The organism is Dyella marensis, from assembly GCF_049532885.1.
Taxonomy (GTDB): domain Bacteria; phylum Pseudomonadota; class Gammaproteobacteria; order Xanthomonadales; family Rhodanobacteraceae; genus Dyella_D; species Dyella_D marensis.
Genome location: NZ_CP064029.1, coordinates 4,676,629 through 4,694,126 on the forward strand (window position 1 = coordinate 4,676,629; position 17,498 = coordinate 4,694,126).

Genomic DNA, 17,498 nt, shown 5'->3' on the forward strand with positions numbered 1-17,498 from the left:
TGGATGTCCAGTAAGAAGGGCCGGGCAGTCCCCTGCCCGGCCCCCATCGTAACGTGCGGCGATGACGGCAGCCCACGCCCGGCTGAACGGCGGAAGGCAACGCCTCCCGCCCTTCGCTTACTTGCCGGCCTTGGCCTTCGGCGCCGCCTTGGCCGCCACCGGCTTGCCGTCGGCGTCGATCACGTGCACCTCGCCCAGGTTCAGCGCGCGCACCGGCTGCTCGATCTTGCTGAGGTCGCCGACGATCACCCAGGTCAGCGCCTGCGGATGGACGATCTCGCCGATCGCCTTCTGCGCGCTGGCCTGGTTCACCGCCTCGGTGTGCTGCTTCAGGGTCTGCACGTAGTCGTCCGGACGGCCGTACTGCACGATCTCGCTGAGTGCGCCGAGCACCGACGCGGTGGTCTCGAAGCTGCCCGGCAGGCCGCGCACGTTGGACGACTTGATCTTGTCCACTTCCTGCGCGGTGAGCGGCTTGGCGCCGACCACGGCCACGGCTTCCTTCTGCACTTCGCGCGCGGACTCGGCGGTCTTGTCGGTCTGCACCGGCGCATACATCAGGAACGGCCGCTGGCCGAGCGCATCGCGCAGGAAGCTGAAGGCGCCGTAGGCCCAGCGCTTGTCCTCGCGCAGGTTCATGTTGAGGCGCGAGGTGAAGCTGCCGCCGAAGGCGCCGTTGGCCACGTCGATGTCGATGTCGTTCGGCGCCTTGCTGGACGGCGCCAGCAGGCCGGCGAGGATCAGCGACTGCGGCGCATCCGGCCGGTCGATCAGGAACACGCGCGGCTTGGCCTGGGCGGCGACCTTGGCGATGTTCTTCTTCGGCAGCGCGCTGTCCGGCGCCTTCCAGTCGTCGAACACCGCGTCGAGCTGCGGAATGATCTGTTCCAGCGTGGTGTCGCCAGCGACCAGGATCTTCACGTTGTCCGGCCGCAGCCAGTTGCGCTGGAAGCCGGCCAGGTCGTCCGCCGTGAGCGACTTGATCGCCGCCTCGGTGCCGGTGCCGGTGAACGGGATGCCGTACGCATGGCCCTGCCCGTACAGCAGCGGCGGCAGCGTGCGCAGCGCGAGGCCCGTCGGCTGGGTCTTCTCCTGCGCGATGCCGGCCAGCCACTGGCCGCGCACGCGCTCGATGTCCTCGGCCTTGAAGGCCGGGTTGCGCACGATGTCGGCGAACAGCTCCAGCGAAGGCTTCAGCTGATCGTTGAGCGCATTGAGCGAGGCGGTGCAGGTGTCGAGGCCGCAGCCGATGCTGGTGATCGCACCCAGGCGCTGCTTGCGCTTGGACACTTCCACCGAGTCCAGCGACTTGGTGCTCTCGTTCATCAGCGTGGTGGCGAAGCTGGCGGTGCCGAGCTTGTGGCCCTGGTCGGCCGCGTAGCCGGCGTCGAACTGCAACTGGATCTGCGTGACCGGCACGGTGTGGCGCTGCGCCAGCACCACTTCGATGCCGTTCTTCAGCTTGCCGCGCTCCAGCTTGGGGAAGCTCAGGTCCGGGAACTGGTTGACCTGCGGCACGCCCTTGGCGCGGTCCACTTCGTTCTTGCCCACGCTGTACTGCTGCGCGGCCGGCAGCTTGGCGTCGGGGCGGCCCTGCGCATCCGGCAGCGCCACGACCTTGGCGTCTTCCTGGTCCGGATCGAAACCGTCGCCGGCCGGCAGCACGGTCAGCAGGTAGTCGCCCTTGGCCAGCCACTTGGCCGAAGCGGATTTCACGCTGGCGATGGTGGCGCCGTCGATGCGCTCCAGGTCCTTCTTGTAGGCGCCCGGATCGCCGCGATAGACCTGGCCCTCGGCCAGGATCACGGCCTTGCCGCCGAAGCCGCCGACTTTCTCCAGGCCGCGCACGAACGAAGCGCGGTTGCCGACCTTGGCGCGATCCAGTTCGTCCTGGGTCGGGCCGTCGGCGAGGAATTTCTTCAGCTCGTCGGCCACCGCCGCTTCGACCTTGGCCGGATCCACGCCTTCGCGCACGTCGGCCTGGATCTGGAACTGGCTGGCCAGGGCGAACGGCGAGACGCTGGCGGAGATGTCGTCGACGAGCTTGTCCTGGTAGACCAGCCGCTGGTACAGGCGCGAGGTCTTGCCGCCGCCGAGCACCGTGGAGGCCAGGTCCAGCGAGACCATGTCGTCGGTGCCCAGCTGCGGCACCACCCAGGTGCGGTAGACGCGCGGCTGCGACACGTGGTCGTGCTGCACGCCGCGGCTGGACTTGGCCAGCGGCGTGATCCACGGCTGCTGGCGCGGCACCGGCGGGCCGGCGGGGATGTCGCCGAAATACTTGGTGAGCTTTTCCCTGGCCTGCGCCGGCGTGATGTCGCCGGCCAGCACGATCACCGTGTTGGCGGCGCCGTAGTAGTCGTGGAACCACTGCTTCACGTCGGCCAGCGAGGCGTCATCGAGATCCTTCATGGAGCCGATGGTGTCGTGCTGGTACGGGTGGTTGGCCGGGTAGGTGTTGGACAGGATGTTCTGGTCCACGCGGCCGTAGGGGCGGTTCTCACCCTGGCGCTTCTCGTTCTGCACCACGCCGCGCTGGGTGTCGAGCTCCTTCTGGCCGATCGCGCCGAGCAGGTGGCCCATGCGGTCCGATTCCATCCACAGCGCCATGTCCAGCGCGGTGGTCGGCACCGTCTCGAAATAATTGGTGCGGTCGAACCAGGTGGTGCCGTTCATGTCGGTGGCGCCGGCCAGCTCGAACGGGGCGAAGTAAGTGCCCTTGTGGTTCTCCGAGCCGGAGAACATCAGGTGCTCGAACAGATGCGCAAAGCCGGTCTTGCCCTTGGGTTCGTCGCCGGAACCGACGTGGTACCAGATGCTCACCGCCACCACCGGCGCCTTGTGGTCCTCGTGCACCACCGCGGTCAGCCCGTTGGGCAGGGTGAAGCGGGTATAGGCGATCTCGGGGACGGTCTGCGTGGCCGGGGCGGCCAGGGATGGCGAGGGCGCTGTCATGGCGACTCCGGCGGACAGAAGCCCGGCAATAAGCAGGGCAAGGGGCTTGCGCATGGATGAACCTCCTGTTTCACAGAACCTCCGAGGCTAGTCATGCATGGGGGGAACCGCAAATGACCTTCGGCCGATTGACCCGAAAGGACGGCCGATCGGACACCTCGGGCGTCCGGACAGTGTCCGCTGGCGTGCGCACAGTGTCCGCGGACAGCGGAACAGATCCGGCCGCGCATCCTAAGTTCCGCCAAATCAAGCCCTTGTGATCCGGCCGGGCTTGGCACGGCGCTTGCCATTCCAAGGACGCAGGACCCCAAGCCTTGTCGGAGACACCCCATGAAATTCGAAGCCCTGATGTTGCGCGGTCTGTTCGCCGGCTGCCTGCTGGTGTGCGCCCTGCTGCTGGTGGCGATGGTCAATGCCTCGCCCGACGCCATCCGCCTGGCCGCCAGCGGCAGCGCCGGCCAGCTCGCCCCGGCCGCCCATGCGCAGTGCCTGCTGCCGGCCGATGGCGTGGTCTGTCCCCGCCTGGGCGGTTGAACGCCGGACGGGGCGCTGTTCCGGCGGGCGCCCCGCACAGATAATGGCCGGATGCTGCATGTCATCCTGTTCCATCCCGAAATCCCGCCGAACACCGGCAACGTCATCCGCCTCTGCGCCAACACCGGCGCCTCGCTGCACCTGATCCGGCCGCTGGGTTTCGAACTCGACGATGCGCGCCTGCGCCGCGCCGGCCTGGACTACCACGAGTACGCCAGCCTCGCGGTTCACGACGACCTGGACACCTGCCTCGCCGCCCTGGCGCATCCGCGCGTGTTCGCCTTCTCCACCCGCGGCCGCGTCGCCCATGTGGATGCGCGCTACGCGCCCGGCGACGCCTTCCTGTTCGGCTGCGAAACCGCCGGCCTGCCCGGCGAGGTGCTGGATGCGATTCCGGAAGACTGCCGCCTGCGCCTGCCGATGCGTCCACAGAGCCGCAGCCTGAATCTCTCCAACACCGTCGCCGTCGCCGTGTACGAGGCATGGCGCCAGCTGGGCTTCGACGGCGCGGGCTGACCGGCCGCAGGGCGAGTCCGCGCGCCCTGCCGCTACAATGCCGGCCCATGACCGCACCCGCTCCCCGCCCCTTGCTGCCGCGCCCGCTGCGCGTGATCGCCGGCCGCGCGCTCGAGACCGCGCTGAACCACGTGCTCTCGCTCGATCCCGACACCGTGCAGCGCCTGTCCGCGCTGGACGGACGCAGCGTGCAGCTGCATCTGGAAGGCCCCGCGCTGACCCTGGCGATCACCGTGCACGAAGGCCGCCTGCAGGTCGGCCCCGGCCGCGACGACAGCCAGCTGCGCGTGCGCGCCACGCCCGGCAGCCTGCTGGCGATGGCGCTGCGGCGCGACGACGAAGGCGTGGCGCCGGGCAAGGTGGACATCGCCGGCGATGCGGAACTGGCGCGCCGCCTGGAAAAACTCGCCGCGAAGTTCGCCCCTGATTTCGAAGAAGCCTTCACCCGCACCTTCGGCGACGTGCTCGGCGTGCCGCTGGCCAAGGCCGTGCGCGAAGCGCTGGCGCATGCGCGCGAAAGCGGCAGCCACCTGGCCGAGGACACCGCCGACTGGCTGCGCGACGAAGTGCGCGTGGCCGCGGCGCCGGGCGAAGTGGAAGGTTTCCTCGACGGCGTGGACGGCTTGCGCGAACGCAGCGAACGCCTGGAATCGCGCCTGGCGCGGCTGGAACAGAAGCTCAAAGGAAACGCCGCGTGACGCCGCTGAAAGTCGTGCCGCGCGTGCTGCGCGTCGCCTCGGTGCTGCTGGCCTACCGGCTCGACGAGCTGGTCGACGCCGCCCATCTGTTCCGCCCGCTGAAACTGCTGCGCCCGTTCCTGGCCAGGCCGCGCGCCGACGTGGCGAATCTGCCGCGCGGCGCGCGCCTGCGCCTGGCGCTGACCGAGCTGGGCCCGATCTTCGTCAAGGCCGGCCAGGTGCTGTCGACCCGGCGCGACCTGGTGCCCGGCGACATCGCCGACGAGCTGGCCCTGCTGCAGGACCAGGTACCGCCCTTCCCCGGCGCCGAGGCGCGCGCCATCGTCGAGCGCGAACTGAAAGCGCCGGTGACGCAGCTGTTCGCGCGCTTCGACGAAACGCCGCTGGCCTCGGCCTCGATCGCGCAGGTGCACGCGGCTGCGCTGCCGGATGGCCGCGAGGTGGTGGTGAAGGTGCTGCGTCCCGGCATCGACGCGCGCATCGCCCGCGACGTCGCCTTGCTGCATTCGCTGGGCGAGCTGGCGCAGCGCTGGCATCCGAACGCCGACAAGATCCGCCCGCTGGACGTGGTGGCCGAAGTCGAGAAGATGCTGGAGAACGAGCTGGATCTGCAGCGCGAAGGCGCCAGCGCCAGCCTGCTGCGGCGCAATTTTGACAGCGGCGTGGATCTCTACGTGCCCGAAGTGCACTGGGAACTCACCGCCGAACGCGTGCTCACGCTGGAGCGCGTCAACGGCGTGAGCTGCGACGACGTCGCCGCCATCGACGCCGCCGGCGTGGACCGCAAGACGCTCGCCGCCAAGGGCGTGCGCGTGTTCTACGAGCAGGTGTTCCGCGACAACTTTTTCCACGCCGACGCGCACCCGGGCAACATCTGGGTGGACGTGGCGCGCACCGGCGAGCCGCGCTTCATCGCGCTGGACTTCGGCATCATGGGTTCGCTGCCGGAAGCGGACCAGTACTGGCTGGCGCAGAACTTCATCGCGCTGTTCGAGCGCGACTACGCGCGCATCGCGCAGTTGCACGTCGATGCCGGCTGGATGCCCAACACCGTGCGCATGGACGAACTGGAAGCGGCGGTGCGCACGGTGTGCGAGCCGTACTTCACCCGTCCGCTGTCGCAGATCTCGCTGGCCGAGCTGGTGGTCAAGCTGTTCCAGACCGCGCGGCGCTTCGAGCTCACCCTGCAGCCGCAGCTGATCCTGCTGCAGAAGACGCTGCTGAATATCGAAGGCGTGGGCCGCATGCTCGATCCGGATATCGATATCTGGGCGGTGGCGCACCCGGTGCTCAAGCGCATCCTGCGCGAGCGCTACAGCCCGCGCCGCACCCTGCGCGAAGTGCGCAAGCGGCTGCCGGAATGGTTCCATGCGGCGCCGCAGTTTCCGGAACTGATCCGCGACGCGCTGCGCCAGGTGGCGCGCGGCGAACAGCGCGGGCTGGCCGATCCGCTGGAACTGGCGCAGCGCCAGGAAGCCTCGCGCCGGCAGCAGCGCACGCTCGGCGCCGGCCTGCTCGGCGGTGCGCTGCTGGTCAGCGCCACCTTGCTGTGGACGCAGGCGCCGCAGCATGGCGCGTGGCTGCCGGTCGTCGCGGCCGTGGCCGGCCTGTGCGCGTTCGCAGCCGCGTGGCCGAGGCGCTGAAGCACGCGCCACACGCATGACCGTGCTCGAACTGATCTACCAGGACGACGCCCTGATCGCGGTGAACAAGCCCGCGGGCCTGGCCGTGCATCGCTCCAAGCTGGTCGGCCCCGCCGACGAGTTCCTGATCGACCTGCTGCGCGAGCAGGTCGGCGGCACCGTGAACCTGGCGCACCGGCTGGACCGCGCCACCAGCGGCGTGCTGCTGGTGGCGCGCTCGGCGGAAGTCGCCGCGGCGCTGGGCGAACAGTTCATGGGCCGCGACGTGCACAAGCAATACCTCGCCGTAGTGCGCGGCTGGCCGGAGCCGGAAGCCGCGCTGATCGACTATCCGCTGCCCGGATCGCGCGACACCGGCCCGCGCCGCGACGCACGCACGCGCTACCGCCGCCTGGCCACGGTGGAGGTGCCGATCGCGCTGGGCCGCTATCCGCAGCAGCGCTACGGGATGGTGCTGGCGGAACCGGAGACCGGCCGCTTCCGCCAGATCCGCAAGCACATGGCGCACATCCACCATCCGGTGATCGGCGACTGCCAGCACGGCCGCAGCGACCACAATCGCCTGTACAAGCAGTACTTCGGCTGCCACCGCATGCTGCTGCATGCGTGGCGGGTGAGCTTCGCGCATCCGCTCAGCGGCGCGCCGATGCGGCTGGAAGCGCCGCTCGATGCCGCCTTCGCCGGCGTGCTGGAGCGCTTCGGCTGGGCCTTGCCCGGGATTCCCTGAGCGCCGGTGGGCGGCCCGCCCGGCCCCCGCTACACTGCGCGCCATGCTTATCGTCAGCCGTTCCCTAGCGCTGCCCGAGACCGAGCTGACCGAGCGCTTCCTGCGCGCCGACGGCCCCGGTGGGCAGCACGTCAATCGCACCGAAAGCGCGGTGGAACTGCGCTTCGACGTGGCGCATTCGCCGTCGCTGCCCGACGCCGTGCGCGAACGCCTGCTGGCGCGCCGCGACCGCCGCCTCACCGACGACGGCGTGCTGGTGATCCAGGCCCGCCGCTTCCGCGACCAGGGCCGCAACCGCGAGGACGCGCGCGAGCGCCTGGTCGAGATCATCCGCGACGTGCTGGTGCCGCCCAAGCCGCGCGTCGCCACCAAGCCGTCGCGCGCCTCCAAGGAGCGCCGCCTGGCCGGCAAGCAGCAACGCGGGAAGATCAAGCAGACGCGCTCGCGCAACTGGAGTTCCGAATGAGCCCACCCGTGGTCCCGCCGACGCCGCCCTCGGCGCCCAGGCTCAAGAGCCGCTTCTGGCCGTGGCTGTCGCGCGGCATCTTGCGGCTGAGCGGCTGGCGCCTGCTGGGCGAGCTGCCGGACGTGCCCAAGCTGATCCTGATCGGCGCGCCGCATTCCTCGTACTGGGACGGCCTGTGGGGCCTGCTGATGAAGATCGGCGTGGGCGCCGAGATCAACATCATGATCAAGCGCGAGGTGCTGGACGGCCCGCTCGGCATCATCCTGCGCCCGATCGGCATGATCCCGATCAACCGCAAGGCCGCGCTCAACGTGGTGGGGCAGATGGTGGAGCGTTTCCAGCAGAACGAGCGCATGTGGCTGGGCATCACGCCCGAGGGCACGCGCAAGCAGGTGAAGGAATGGAAGTCCGGCTTCCTGCGCATCGCGCACGAGGCGAACGTGCCGATCCAGACGCTGTTTATCGACTATCCGACCAAGACTTTCACCCTGGGGCCGGTGGTACACGCCACGGGAGACCACGACGCGGACATGCTGAAGATCCGCGCCTTGTTCCGCCCCTATCGCGGCAAGCACCGCAATACGGAGTGACCCGATGGAATCCCTCGGCATCCAGCATTTCGGCGCCTTCGTCCTGGCCTGCATCGCGCTGGCGCTGACCCCCGGCCTGGACACCTTCTACATCCTCGCCCGCAGCGGCCGCGAAGGCCGCACGGTGGGCGTGGCGGCGGTGCTGGGCATCAATACGGGCTGCCTGGTGCATACCTTGGCGGCCGTGCTCGGCATCTCGGCGATCCTGATGACCTCGGCGCTGGCGTTCGCGGCGCTGAAGTATCTGGGCGCGGCGTATCTGGTGTGGATGGGCGTGCGCATGCTGCTGGCGAAGCAGAGTGCGCGGCAGCCGACGGTGACGCGCGGCCGCGGCCTGGGCGCGGCGTTCCGCCAGGGCATGCTGACCAATGTGCTGAATCCGAAGGTGGCGCTGTTCTTCCTCGCCTTCCTGCCGCAGTTCGTGTCGATGCAGGCGGCGCATCCGCAGTGGGGTTTGGCCGTGCTGGGCCTGAGCTTTATCGGCGTCGGCCTGGTGTGGTCGATGGTGCTGGCGATGCTGGGCGGCCAGGTGCACCGGCTGCTGGATGCGCGGCCGCACTTCGGGCAGTGGATGGATCGTGCGTGCGGGACGGTGCTGCTGGGCTTCGGTATCCGGCTGGCGATGCAGCGGCAGCAGTAACGTCCAACGACGCGATGCGCCCGAGGTTGGGGTTCGCCTGCGGCTCACCCCAACCTACCGTTCGGAATGCCCCGATTCGTCGTAATCGCGATGGGTCAGCAGGCCAGGCCGGATCAGATCGATAAAGGCCCGCGCTTCCGCGCTTAGAAATTTCCCCTTGCGCATCACCACCCCGTAGGCCCGCTGCGGAAAGTACTGCCGCAGATTGCGCACGGCCAAACGCGCGCGGTCGGCCTCGGTGATGCAGATGCCGGTGACGATGGAGATCCCCAAGCCCATCGCGACGTATTCCTTGATCACGTCCCAGCCGCCCACCTCGATCGCCACCTGGTAGGGCACCTGCCGCTGCTGGAACACCAGGTCCACCATGCGGTACGTCGACAGGCGCTGCGGCGGCAGGATCAGGCCGTAGGGCGAGAGATCCTCCAGCCGGATGCTGTCCTTGCCCGCCAGCGGATGATCCGGCGGCGTGATTAGCATCGGGTCGTAGTGGTAGACCGGCGCCCAGGCGATGTCGTTGGGCACGTCCAGCATCGAACCCACGGCGAAATCCGCCTCGTCCGCGCGCAGCAGGGCCAGGCCGTCCTTGCCGGTGACGTTGGCCAGCTGCAGCTGCACGGCCGGGTACCGCTCGCGGTAGCGGCGCACCAGGTCCGGCAGCAGGTACTGGATGGTGGAGGTGCCGGCGGCGATGGTCAGGCGGCCGCTCTGCAGGCCCTTCACCTTGGCCTGGAAGTCGCGGTCCAGCGATTCCCAGCCTTCCACCAGGGGGCGCGCCAGCTCGTACAGGGCTTCTCCGGCATCGGTGAGGTTGATGCGGCGGCGGCTGCGCTCCAGCAGGCGCGTGCCCAGCTCCCGTTCCAGCGCCTGCAGCTGCAGGCTCACGCTGGGCTGCGACAGGTACAGCGCCTCGGCGGCGCGAGTGAGGGTGCCCAGCTTTACGGTGTAGACGAAGGCGCGCAGCTGCTTCTGGCGGTTGCCCTTGTAGTAGAAGCGCGCGGTGCCCTCGGCCGGGGCGACGTCGCCGGCGCGGCGCCGCGGAGTCGATTTGCGGCCCTTGCGAGGCTTGTTCAGCTTGTCGGACGCCTTCGGCACGGCTTTTTGCTCAATGAGTTGGAAAGATCATTAGCATTGCCAATATCTAAAATTGAAACATTCGCTTTGTCAAAGCCAAGCTCGGCGACCTAGTGTCGCCCCATCGTCATCGATGGAGAAGCGCCATGGCCGTCCCCCAAGAACGCCTGCCCCAGCCGTCCGTCCGGATCGAAGGCCGGACCGGTCCCGGCCACGAGAGCATCCTGACCCCGGCGGCCCTGGCCTTCCTGGCCGGCCTGCACCGCCGCTTCAACCGGCGCCGCCTGGACCTGCTGGCCGCCCGCCGTGCCCGGCAGGCCCGCTACGACGCCGGCGTGCTGCCGGATTTCCGCGCCGACACCCGCGCCATCCGCGAAGGCAACTGGACGGTCGGCAAGATCCCCGCCGCCCTGCAGGACCGCCGCGTGGAGATCACCGGCCCGGTCGAGCGCAAGATGATCATCAACGCGCTCAATTCCGGCGCGAAGGTGTTCATGGCCGACTTCGAGGACTCCAGCGCGCCGACGCTGGCCAACCAGCTCGACGGCCAGATCAACCTGCGCGACGCGGTGAACGGCACCATCGGCTACACCTCGCCGGAGGGAAAGACCTACCGCGTTGGCCACGACCCGGCCGTGCTGGTGGTCCGCCCGCGCGGCTGGCACCTGCCGGAGCGCCACCTGACGGTGGACGGCGAGCCGATGTCCGGCGCCCTGGTCGACTTCGGCCTGTACGCCTTCCACAACGCCCGTAGCCTGCAGCAGCGCGACCGCGGCCCGTACTTCTACCTGCCCAAGCTGGAGGCAATGGAAGAAGCCGCGCTGTGGCATGAGGTGATGGCTGCCGCCGAGGACGAACTCGGCCTGCCGGCGAACTGCATGAAGGCCACCGTACTGATCGAGACGCTGCCGGCGGTGTTCCAGATGCACGAGATTCTGCATGCGCTGCGCGAGCGCGCGGTGGGCCTGAACTGCGGCCGCTGGGACTACATCTTTTCCTACCTGAAGACCCTGCGCGGCCACCGCGACCGCCTGCTGCCCGAGCGCGGCCAGGTGCTGATGACGGTGCCGTTCCTGAAGGCCTATTCGGAACTGCTGATCCAGACCTGCCACCGCCGCGGCGCCTTCGCCATGGGCGGCATGGCGGCGCAGATCCCGATCAAGGGCGACGAAGCCGCCAACGAAGCGGCCATGGCCAAGGTGCGCGCCGACAAGCTGCGCGAAGTGCAGGCCGGCCACGACGGCACCTGGGTGGCGCATCCGGCGCTGGTGCCGGTGGCGCGCGAGATCTTCGACAAGTACATGCCCTCGCCGAACCAGCTCAACGTGGCGCGCGCCGACGTGCAGGTGTCGCGCGACCAGCTGATCGCGCCCTGCGCCGGCACCATCAGCCGCGCCGGCTTCGACAACAACGTGGAAGTGGCGCTGCGCTACACCGCCGCGTGGCTGGACGGGCTGGGCTGCGTGCCGATCCATCACCTGATGGAAGACGCGGCCACCGCGGAAATCGCGCGCGCCCAGCTGTGGCAGTGGCTGCATCACGGCGGCGTGGAATTCACCGATCACGCACCGATCGATTTCGCCCTGTTCGACCAGGCGCTCGCGGCGCACACCCACCGCCTGCGCGCCAGCACGCATCCCGGCGCCGCGCGCGCCGACGACGCCGCGGCGCTGCTCGCCTCGCTCACGCACGCCGCCCAGCTCGGCGACTTCCTCACCCTGCCCGCCTACGACCGCCTCGCCTGAGCGCGACGCATCGAAGCCCTTTGTTACCAGGAGTCATCTCATGAAGAACGCCTTGCCCACCGCCGACCAGCTCACCCTCGACTGGCAGAACAACCCGCGCTGGAACGGCGTGCGCCGCAACTACACCGCCGCCGACGTGGTGCGCCTGCGCGGCACCGTGCCGGTGGAGCATTCGATCGCCCGCCAGGGTGCGGAGCGGCTGTGGAAATCGCTGCAGCAGGAAGACTTCGTCAACGCGCTGGGCGCGCTGACCGGCAACCAGGCCATGCAGCAGGTGAAGGCCGGCCTCAAGGCCATTTATCTCAGCGGCTGGCAGGTCGCCGCCGACGCCAACCTGGCCGGCGAGATGTATCCGGACCAGTCGCTGTATCCGGCCAATTCGGTGCCGCAGGTGGTCAAGCGCATCAACAACACCTTGCTGCGCGCCGACCAGCTGCATCACGCCGAAGGCAATGACGAGATCGACTGGATGGTGCCGATCGTGGCCGACGCCGAAGCCGGCTTCGGCGGCGTGCTCAACGCCTTCGAGCTGATGAAGGCGATGATCGAAGCGGGCGCCTCCGGCGTGCACTTCGAAGACCAGCTGGCCTCGGTGAAGAAGTGCGGCCATATGGGCGGCAAGGTGCTGGTGCCGACGCGCGAAGCGGTGGACAAGCTCACCGCCGCGCGCCTGGCCGCCGACGTGCTGGGCGTGCCCACCCTGCTGGTGGCGCGCACCGACGCGGATGCGGCGGACCTGCTCACTTCCGATATCGACGACAACGACCGTCCGTTCGTCACCGGCGAGCGCACCGTGGAGGGCTTCTTCCGCGTGCGTCCCGGCCTGGAGCAGGCGATCAGCCGCGGCCTGGCCTATGCGCCTTACGCCGACCTGGTGTGGTGCGAGACCAGCAAGCCGAACCTGGAAGAAGCGCGCAAGTTCGCCGAGGCGATCCATGCGCGGTTCCCCGGCAAGCTGCTGGCCTATAACTGCTCGCCCAGCTTCAACTGGAAGAAGAACCTGGACGACGCCACCATCGCGAAGTTCCAGCGCGAGCTCGGGGCGATGGGCTACAAGTTCCAGTTCATCACCCTGGCCGGCTTCCACAGCCTCAACTACGGCATGTTCGACCTGGCCCACGGCTATGCGCGCCGCCAGATGAGCGCCTTCGTGGAGCTGCAGGAGCGCGAGTTCGCCGCTGCCGAGCGCGGCTTCACCGCGGTGAAGCATCAGCGCGAAGTGGGCACCGGCTACTTCGACCAGGTGACGCAGGCGATCCAGCAGGGGCAGTCGTCCACCACGGCCTTGAAGGGTTCCACCGAGGAAGCGCAGTTCCACGCACGGCGCGCTTCGGCGGCCTGATCGGGCCAGCACCACTTGGCGTGGCGCCGGCAGGGATGCCGGCGCGGGAGCCGGCGGGTCCGCCCGCCGGCTCCCGCCATGCAGGGACGCTTACTCGGCCGGCACCAGGGCGATCACCAGCCAGCCGGGGCGCGGCTCCACCTCGCGATGCGCGGACACCACGCGCAGCACGCTCTTCTCGTCCACGCCGAACAGCAGCACCGTGCCGGAGCCGTACTGCTCGATGAAATGCGGCCAGTCGAAGGTGGCCGACAGGCGCGTGGACTTGATGCGCCAGCCCTGCGCAAGCAGCTCGGCGAAGCGCGCGTGCGTCATGTCTTCGGCAAACAGCGGCGGCGCCATCAAGGTGCCGGCGAGCATGGCGCGGCCGTTGGATTCCTGCGGCGGCAGCACGCGCAGCAGGTAGACCCGGTCGCGGCCGAATTCCTGCCGGTAGTGCACGCACACCAGCGAGTTGCGCTCGCGCTGGGTGGACAGCGCCAGCAGGGTGCCGATGCCGGTGAGGTCGAGATTGCGTTCCGCATAGCTGGAGGCGGGGTTGCCGAAGAAGGTGCCGAGTCCTTCCATGCGCCCGATGCGCACGCCTTCCCAGGCGTCGTCCGCCAGCACCACGCGGAAGCCCGCATCGCTCAATGCCTTGGCGATGGCGCGCGCGACGCTGTCGGAACCGGCGATCAGCACGCCGTTCGGGTCCGGCTCCGACACCTTCAGCCAGCGTGCCAGCGGACGCGCCGTGGCGCTCTGCAACACCACGGTGCCGATGATCAGGATGAAGACCAGTGGCACCAGCGCGCGCGCATCCTGCATGCCCAGCGCTTCGAGCTTCAGCGCGAACAGCGCGGACACCGAAGCCGCCACGATGCCGCGCGGCGCCACCCAGGCGATCAGCGCGCGCTCGCGCCAGTTCAGCGCGCTGCCGATGCTGGAGATGGCCACGGTGAGCGGCCGCACGATGAGCTGCGCCGCGATGAAGATCGCGATGCCCGCCCACAGCATGCCGTCCGGCAGCGGCCATTCCAGCCGCGCGGCGAGCAGGATGAACAAGGTGGAGACCAGCAAGGTGGTGAGGCTTTCCTTGAAGTCGAGGATGTCGTCGATATGCACGCCGCGCATGTTGCCCAGCGCGATGCCCATCACCGTGACGGTGAGCAGGCCCGATTCGTGTTCGATCGCATTGGAAAGACAGAACGCCAGCAGCACCGCGGCGAGCACGCCGAAGTTCTGCAGGTAATCGGGAATCAGCTGGCGGCGCAGCAGGAAACCCATGGTCCAGGCGGCCAGCGCGCCGGCCACGCTGCCGCACACCACGGTGGCCAGGAAGACGCCGATGGTGTGGCCCTGGTGGCGCGACACGATGGCTTCGTAGATCAGCACGGCGAACAGCGCGCCGAGCGGGTCGATCACGATGCCTTCCCAGCGCAAGGTGTTGGCGATGCGCGCATTCGGCCGCAAGGTGCGCAGCATCGGCGCGATCACGGTCGGGCCGGTGACGCAGGTGAGCGCACCGAACAGCCAGGCCAGTTCCCAGCGCAACCCGGCGAAGTAATGGCCGGCGACGGCCAGCAGCACCAGCGCCACCACGGCGCCATAGCTGACGAGCCCGCGCACGGCATGGCCGATGCCGGGCAGCTCGTCGAAACGCAGGGTGAGGCTGCCTTCGAACAGGATTACCGCCACCGCCAGCGACACCACCGGAAACAGCAGCTCACCGAGCAGGCGGTCCGGCTGCAGCAGGCCGGAGACCGGCCCCAGCAGGATGCCGGCCAGCAGCAGAAACAGAATGGCGGGAAGCCGCACGCGCCAGGCCAGCCACTGCGCCAGGAAGCCGATGCCGAGCATGCCCGCGAGCATCAGGCTGATTTGGAGCGTGCTCATTCGCGTTCCTTCGTCGAGTGCGGCAACAGGGTACCCGCGCCGGCAGGGCGCGCAGTGTCCAGGCGGCCAGGCGTGGACGCTATAGGAGTATTCCGGAACGAAACGAGAAGGTTCGGCGGGGGAAAGGCCAAACCCCGGTATCGGACGGGGGGAGGGAGGGAGGGACCGATACCGGGGTGGCGGGGGACGGAGTCCATAAGAGAACTCGTCGGTGCAGATATTAGCCCGTATCGGACCCAAGTCAATACTGATCGGTACACAAATTCGCCGGATCAGGCCCGGCAGCCTGGCCGGCAAGGCTAGAAACGGCGGTACTGCAGCGCTTCGGCCAGATGCGCGCGGGCCAGCGAAGCCGCCCCGCCGTCCAGGTCGGCGATGGTGCGGGCCACTCTTAAGGTGCGGTGATAGGCGCGGGCGGACAGGCCGAGCCGTTCCAGCGCGGCCTCGAACCAGGCGCGCTCGGCCGGGGCCAGGGCGCAGTCGCGCTCCAGTTCGCGGGTGTTGATCTCGGCGTTGCTGCGCCCCGCGCGCTGCAAGGCCTGGTTGCGCGCCTTCATCACGCGGGCGCGGACGGTGGCGGAATCCTCGTCGTGCTCGCCGCGGGCGGCGCCCAGTTCGCTCAGCGGCTGGCGCGGCACGTCCACGCACAGGTCGATGCGGTCCAGCAGCGGGCCGGAAATCTTGCCGCGGTAGCGCTGCACCCGGTCCGGCGTGCAGCGGCAGCGTTCGCGCGGATCGCCGGCATAGCCGCAGGGGCAGGGGTTCATCGCCGCGACCAGCTGGAACTGCGCCGGAAACGTGGATTGCCGCGCCGCGCGCGAGACCACGATCGAGCCCGATTCCAGCGGCTCGCGCAGCACTTCCAGCACGTGGCGGCTGAATTCGGGGAGTTCGTCCAGGAACAGCACGCCATGGTGGGCCAGCGAAATCTCCCCCGGCCGCGGCTGCGAACCCCCGCCGACCAGGGCCACGCCGGACGCGGTGTGGTGCGGTGCGCGGAACGGCCGGCGCCGCCATTCCCCGGCTTCCACCGCCTGCCCCGCTACCGACAGCACGGCGCAGGTTTCCAGCGCCTCGGATTCGCTCAAGGGCGGCAGGATGCCGGGCAGGCGTTCGGCCAGCATGGTCTTGCCGGTGCCGGGCGGACCGACCAGCAGCAGGTGATGGCCGCCCGCGGCGGCGATTTCCAGCGCGCGGCGCGCATGGCGCTGGCCGCGCACGTCGCGCAGGTCCGGGCCGTCGCCGGCCAGCTCGTCGTTGGCGGGGGCGGCGGCTGGGGTGGGCAGGTCCTGTACGCCGCGCAGCCAGCCGCAGACCTCGGCCAGCGAATCGGCCACGCGCACGTCGGCATCGGACACCAGCGCCGCCTCCGCCGCATTGGCGCGCGGCACCACCACCTTGCGGCCGCGTGCGCGGGCGCGCATCAGCGCGGGCAATACGCCGGAGACGCCGCGCAAGGCGCCGGACAGGGCCAGTTCGCCGAGGAATTCGCAGTTGTCGAGCCGCTCGCGCGGCACCTGGTTGCCGGCGGCGAGGATGCCCAGCGCGATCGCCAGGTCGAAACGCCCGCCGTCCTTCGGCAGCTCGGCCGGGGCCAGGTTCACGGTGACGCGGCGGTTGGGGTATTCGAAGGCGGTGTTCTGGATCGCCACGCGCACCCGGTCGCGCGCTTCGCGCACGGCGGCTTCGGGGAGGCCGACGATATTGGTGCCGGGCAGGCCGCCGGAAAGATGCACCTCGACCATCACCTGCGGCGCGGCCACCCCCTCCTGGGCTCGACTGAGGGTGACGGCAAGACTCATGGCGACGGCGTTTCCGGAGCGGGCAAAGAGAATGACCGCCCCCGGTCGTTCTCGGGGTGAGGGTGACGGACCGGGGACGGCTCCCGGGAGGGAGAAGGGCTAGCCCCCGCGCGATGCGGCGAGCGCCTCCAGATCGGCCACTCGTCGCTCCAAGGCTTCCACTCTGGCTCGCGTACGGGCGAGCAAGAGGCTCTGGACGTCAAACTCCTCGCGGGTGACTAGGTCGAGGCGGCGCAGTCCCTGCGCAAGGACATCGGAAAAGTTGGCGCGGAGGTCCTCATGCGCCTGAGCCAATCCTGGCGGAACCAACGAGGCAAGTCGTAAGGCAAGCTGATCGATATCCTGCCTATCCATCATGGATAGCACCTCGAACTCGTCGGAAAGAAGTCTAAGTAAATGCCTAGTTTGTACGCCATCGGCCTGCTCCGCTGCTTTATGTAGGGATTTTCCTACACACCATCGTCACAGGCGACAAATCCGCCCCGGGACGGGCAAAATGCCGCTCCCCGGGGGCGCCTGCCGCCCGCTGCCTTAAGTGACGAGGTTCCCATGAAGCTGGTGGTGGCGATCATCAAACCCTTCAAGCTCGACGACGTGCGCGAGGCGCTGGCCGAAGTGGGCGTGCAGGGCATCACGGTGACCGAGGTGAAGGGTTTCGGCCGCCAGAAGGGCCACACCGAGCTCTACCGCGGCGCCGAATACGTGGTCGACTTCCTGCCCAAGATCAAGCTGGAAGTGGCGGTGGCGGACGAGCAGCTGGACCGCGTGGTCGAAGCCATTTCCCAGGCCGCGCGCACCGGCAAGATCGGCGACGGCAAGATCTTCGTCAGCGCGCTGGACCAGGTCATCCGCATCCGCACCGGCGAGCTGGACAACGACGCGCTCTGAGGG

General features: G+C 69.1%; 16 protein-coding genes. 11 read left to right on the forward strand and 5 right to left on the reverse strand.

The features are described from left to right. Positions 1–117: 117 nt before the first annotated feature. Entirely contained in the window at positions 118–2,955 is a 2,838-nt protein-coding gene (locus ISN75_RS20460) for a M16 family metallopeptidase (RefSeq protein WP_423385100.1), read from the reverse strand. 330 nt (positions 2,956–3,285) lie between these two features. Between ISN75_RS20460 and ISN75_RS20465 the strand changes: the two genes are divergently transcribed. Genes ISN75_RS20465 through ISN75_RS20500 form a run of 8 tightly spaced genes read left to right on the forward strand, consistent with a single transcriptional unit; the run spans position 3,286 to position 8,769 of the window. After that, positions 3,286–3,489 carry a hypothetical protein gene (locus ISN75_RS20465; RefSeq protein ID WP_167253359.1) on the forward strand — a complete coding sequence of 68 codons (204 nt, stop codon included), beginning with the start codon at positions 3,286–3,288 and terminating at the stop codon, positions 3,487–3,489. 51 nt (positions 3,490–3,540) lie between these two features. Continuing rightward, complete coding sequence (gene trmL, locus ISN75_RS20470) at positions 3,541–4,005, forward strand: tRNA (uridine(34)/cytosine(34)/5-carboxymethylaminomethyluridine(34)-2'-O)-methyltransferase TrmL (protein WP_167253357.1); 465 nt, start codon at positions 3,541–3,543, stop codon at positions 4,003–4,005. Between the two features lie 47 nt (positions 4,006–4,052). Continuing rightward, positions 4,053–4,703 carry a ubiquinone biosynthesis accessory factor UbiJ gene (locus ISN75_RS20475; RefSeq protein ID WP_167253355.1) on the forward strand — a complete coding sequence of 217 codons (651 nt, stop codon included), beginning with the start codon at positions 4,053–4,055 and terminating at the stop codon, positions 4,701–4,703. Further along, positions 4,700–6,346 (forward strand): ubiquinone biosynthesis regulatory protein kinase UbiB, encoded by a 1,647-nt coding sequence (ubiB, locus tag ISN75_RS20480; protein ID WP_343817933.1) that lies wholly within the window; start codon positions 4,700–4,702, stop codon positions 6,344–6,346. Before ISN75_RS20475 ends, ubiB begins: the two co-directional genes overlap by 4 nt. A gap of 16 nt (positions 6,347–6,362) precedes the next feature. Then, positions 6,363–7,073 carry a pseudouridine synthase gene (locus ISN75_RS20485; RefSeq protein WP_208399642.1) on the forward strand — a complete coding sequence of 237 codons (711 nt, stop codon included), beginning with the start codon at positions 6,363–6,365 and terminating at the stop codon, positions 7,071–7,073. Positions 7,074–7,116: 43 nt separating this feature from the next. Then, positions 7,117–7,539: an alternative ribosome rescue aminoacyl-tRNA hydrolase ArfB gene (gene arfB / locus ISN75_RS20490; RefSeq protein ID WP_167253351.1), complete on the forward strand. Its 423-nt coding sequence runs from the start codon at positions 7,117–7,119 to the stop codon at positions 7,537–7,539. Continuing rightward, the gene (locus tag ISN75_RS20495) at positions 7,536–8,129 is read left to right on the forward strand and encodes a 1-acyl-sn-glycerol-3-phosphate acyltransferase (RefSeq protein WP_168648354.1); all 594 of its coding nucleotides are present in this window, start codon (positions 7,536–7,538) and stop codon (positions 8,127–8,129) included. Before arfB ends, ISN75_RS20495 begins: the two co-directional genes overlap by 4 nt. A 4-nt stretch (positions 8,130–8,133) precedes the next feature. Then, positions 8,134–8,769: a LysE family translocator gene (locus tag ISN75_RS20500; protein WP_167253347.1), complete on the forward strand. Its 636-nt coding sequence runs from the start codon at positions 8,134–8,136 to the stop codon at positions 8,767–8,769. 54 nt (positions 8,770–8,823) lie between these two features. Here ISN75_RS20500 and ISN75_RS20505 read toward each other — a convergent pair whose 3' ends face one another. Next, positions 8,824–9,864, reverse strand: coding sequence for a LysR substrate-binding domain-containing protein (locus tag ISN75_RS20505; RefSeq protein ID WP_167253345.1), 1,041 nt, complete (start codon positions 9,862–9,864; stop codon positions 8,824–8,826). Positions 9,865–9,989: 125 nt separating this feature from the next. Here ISN75_RS20505 and aceB point away from each other — a divergent pair, with 125 nt between their 5' ends. Together aceB and aceA are read left to right on the forward strand one after the other, a co-directional pair. Next, positions 9,990–11,588 (forward strand): malate synthase A, encoded by a 1,599-nt coding sequence (gene aceB, locus ISN75_RS20510; RefSeq protein WP_343817937.1) that lies wholly within the window; start codon positions 9,990–9,992, stop codon positions 11,586–11,588. A 40-nt stretch (positions 11,589–11,628) separates the two neighbouring features. After that, the gene (gene aceA, locus ISN75_RS20515) at positions 11,629–12,930 is read left to right on the forward strand and encodes an isocitrate lyase (RefSeq protein ID WP_343817939.1); all 1,302 of its coding nucleotides are present in this window, start codon (positions 11,629–11,631) and stop codon (positions 12,928–12,930) included. A 90-nt stretch (positions 12,931–13,020) separates the two neighbouring features. Here the strand turns inward: aceA and ISN75_RS20520 are convergent, their stop codons facing one another. The 3 genes from ISN75_RS20520 to ISN75_RS20530 all read right to left on the reverse strand — a co-directional run bounded on the left by ISN75_RS20520 (position 13,021) and on the right by ISN75_RS20530 (position 16,964). Continuing rightward, positions 13,021–14,805 carry a sodium:proton antiporter gene (locus ISN75_RS20520; protein WP_343817941.1) on the reverse strand — a complete coding sequence of 595 codons (1,785 nt, stop codon included), beginning with the start codon at positions 14,803–14,805 and terminating at the stop codon, positions 13,021–13,023. A gap of 299 nt (positions 14,806–15,104) precedes the next feature. Beyond that, the gene (locus ISN75_RS20525; RefSeq protein ID WP_343817943.1) at positions 15,105–16,607 is read right to left on the reverse strand and encodes a YifB family Mg chelatase-like AAA ATPase; all 1,503 of its coding nucleotides are present in this window, start codon (positions 16,605–16,607) and stop codon (positions 15,105–15,107) included. 99 nt (positions 16,608–16,706) lie between these two features. Next, complete coding sequence (locus tag ISN75_RS20530; RefSeq protein WP_167253335.1) at positions 16,707–16,964, reverse strand: accessory factor UbiK family protein; 258 nt, start codon at positions 16,962–16,964, stop codon at positions 16,707–16,709. Positions 16,965–17,156: 192 nt separating this feature from the next. Between ISN75_RS20530 and glnK the strand changes: the two genes are divergently transcribed. Next, a complete protein-coding gene (glnK, locus tag ISN75_RS20535) occupies positions 17,157–17,495 on the forward strand; it encodes a P-II family nitrogen regulator (RefSeq protein ID WP_167253333.1) in 339 nt (112 codons plus the stop codon). The last annotated feature ends 3 nt before the right edge of the window (positions 17,496–17,498 follow it).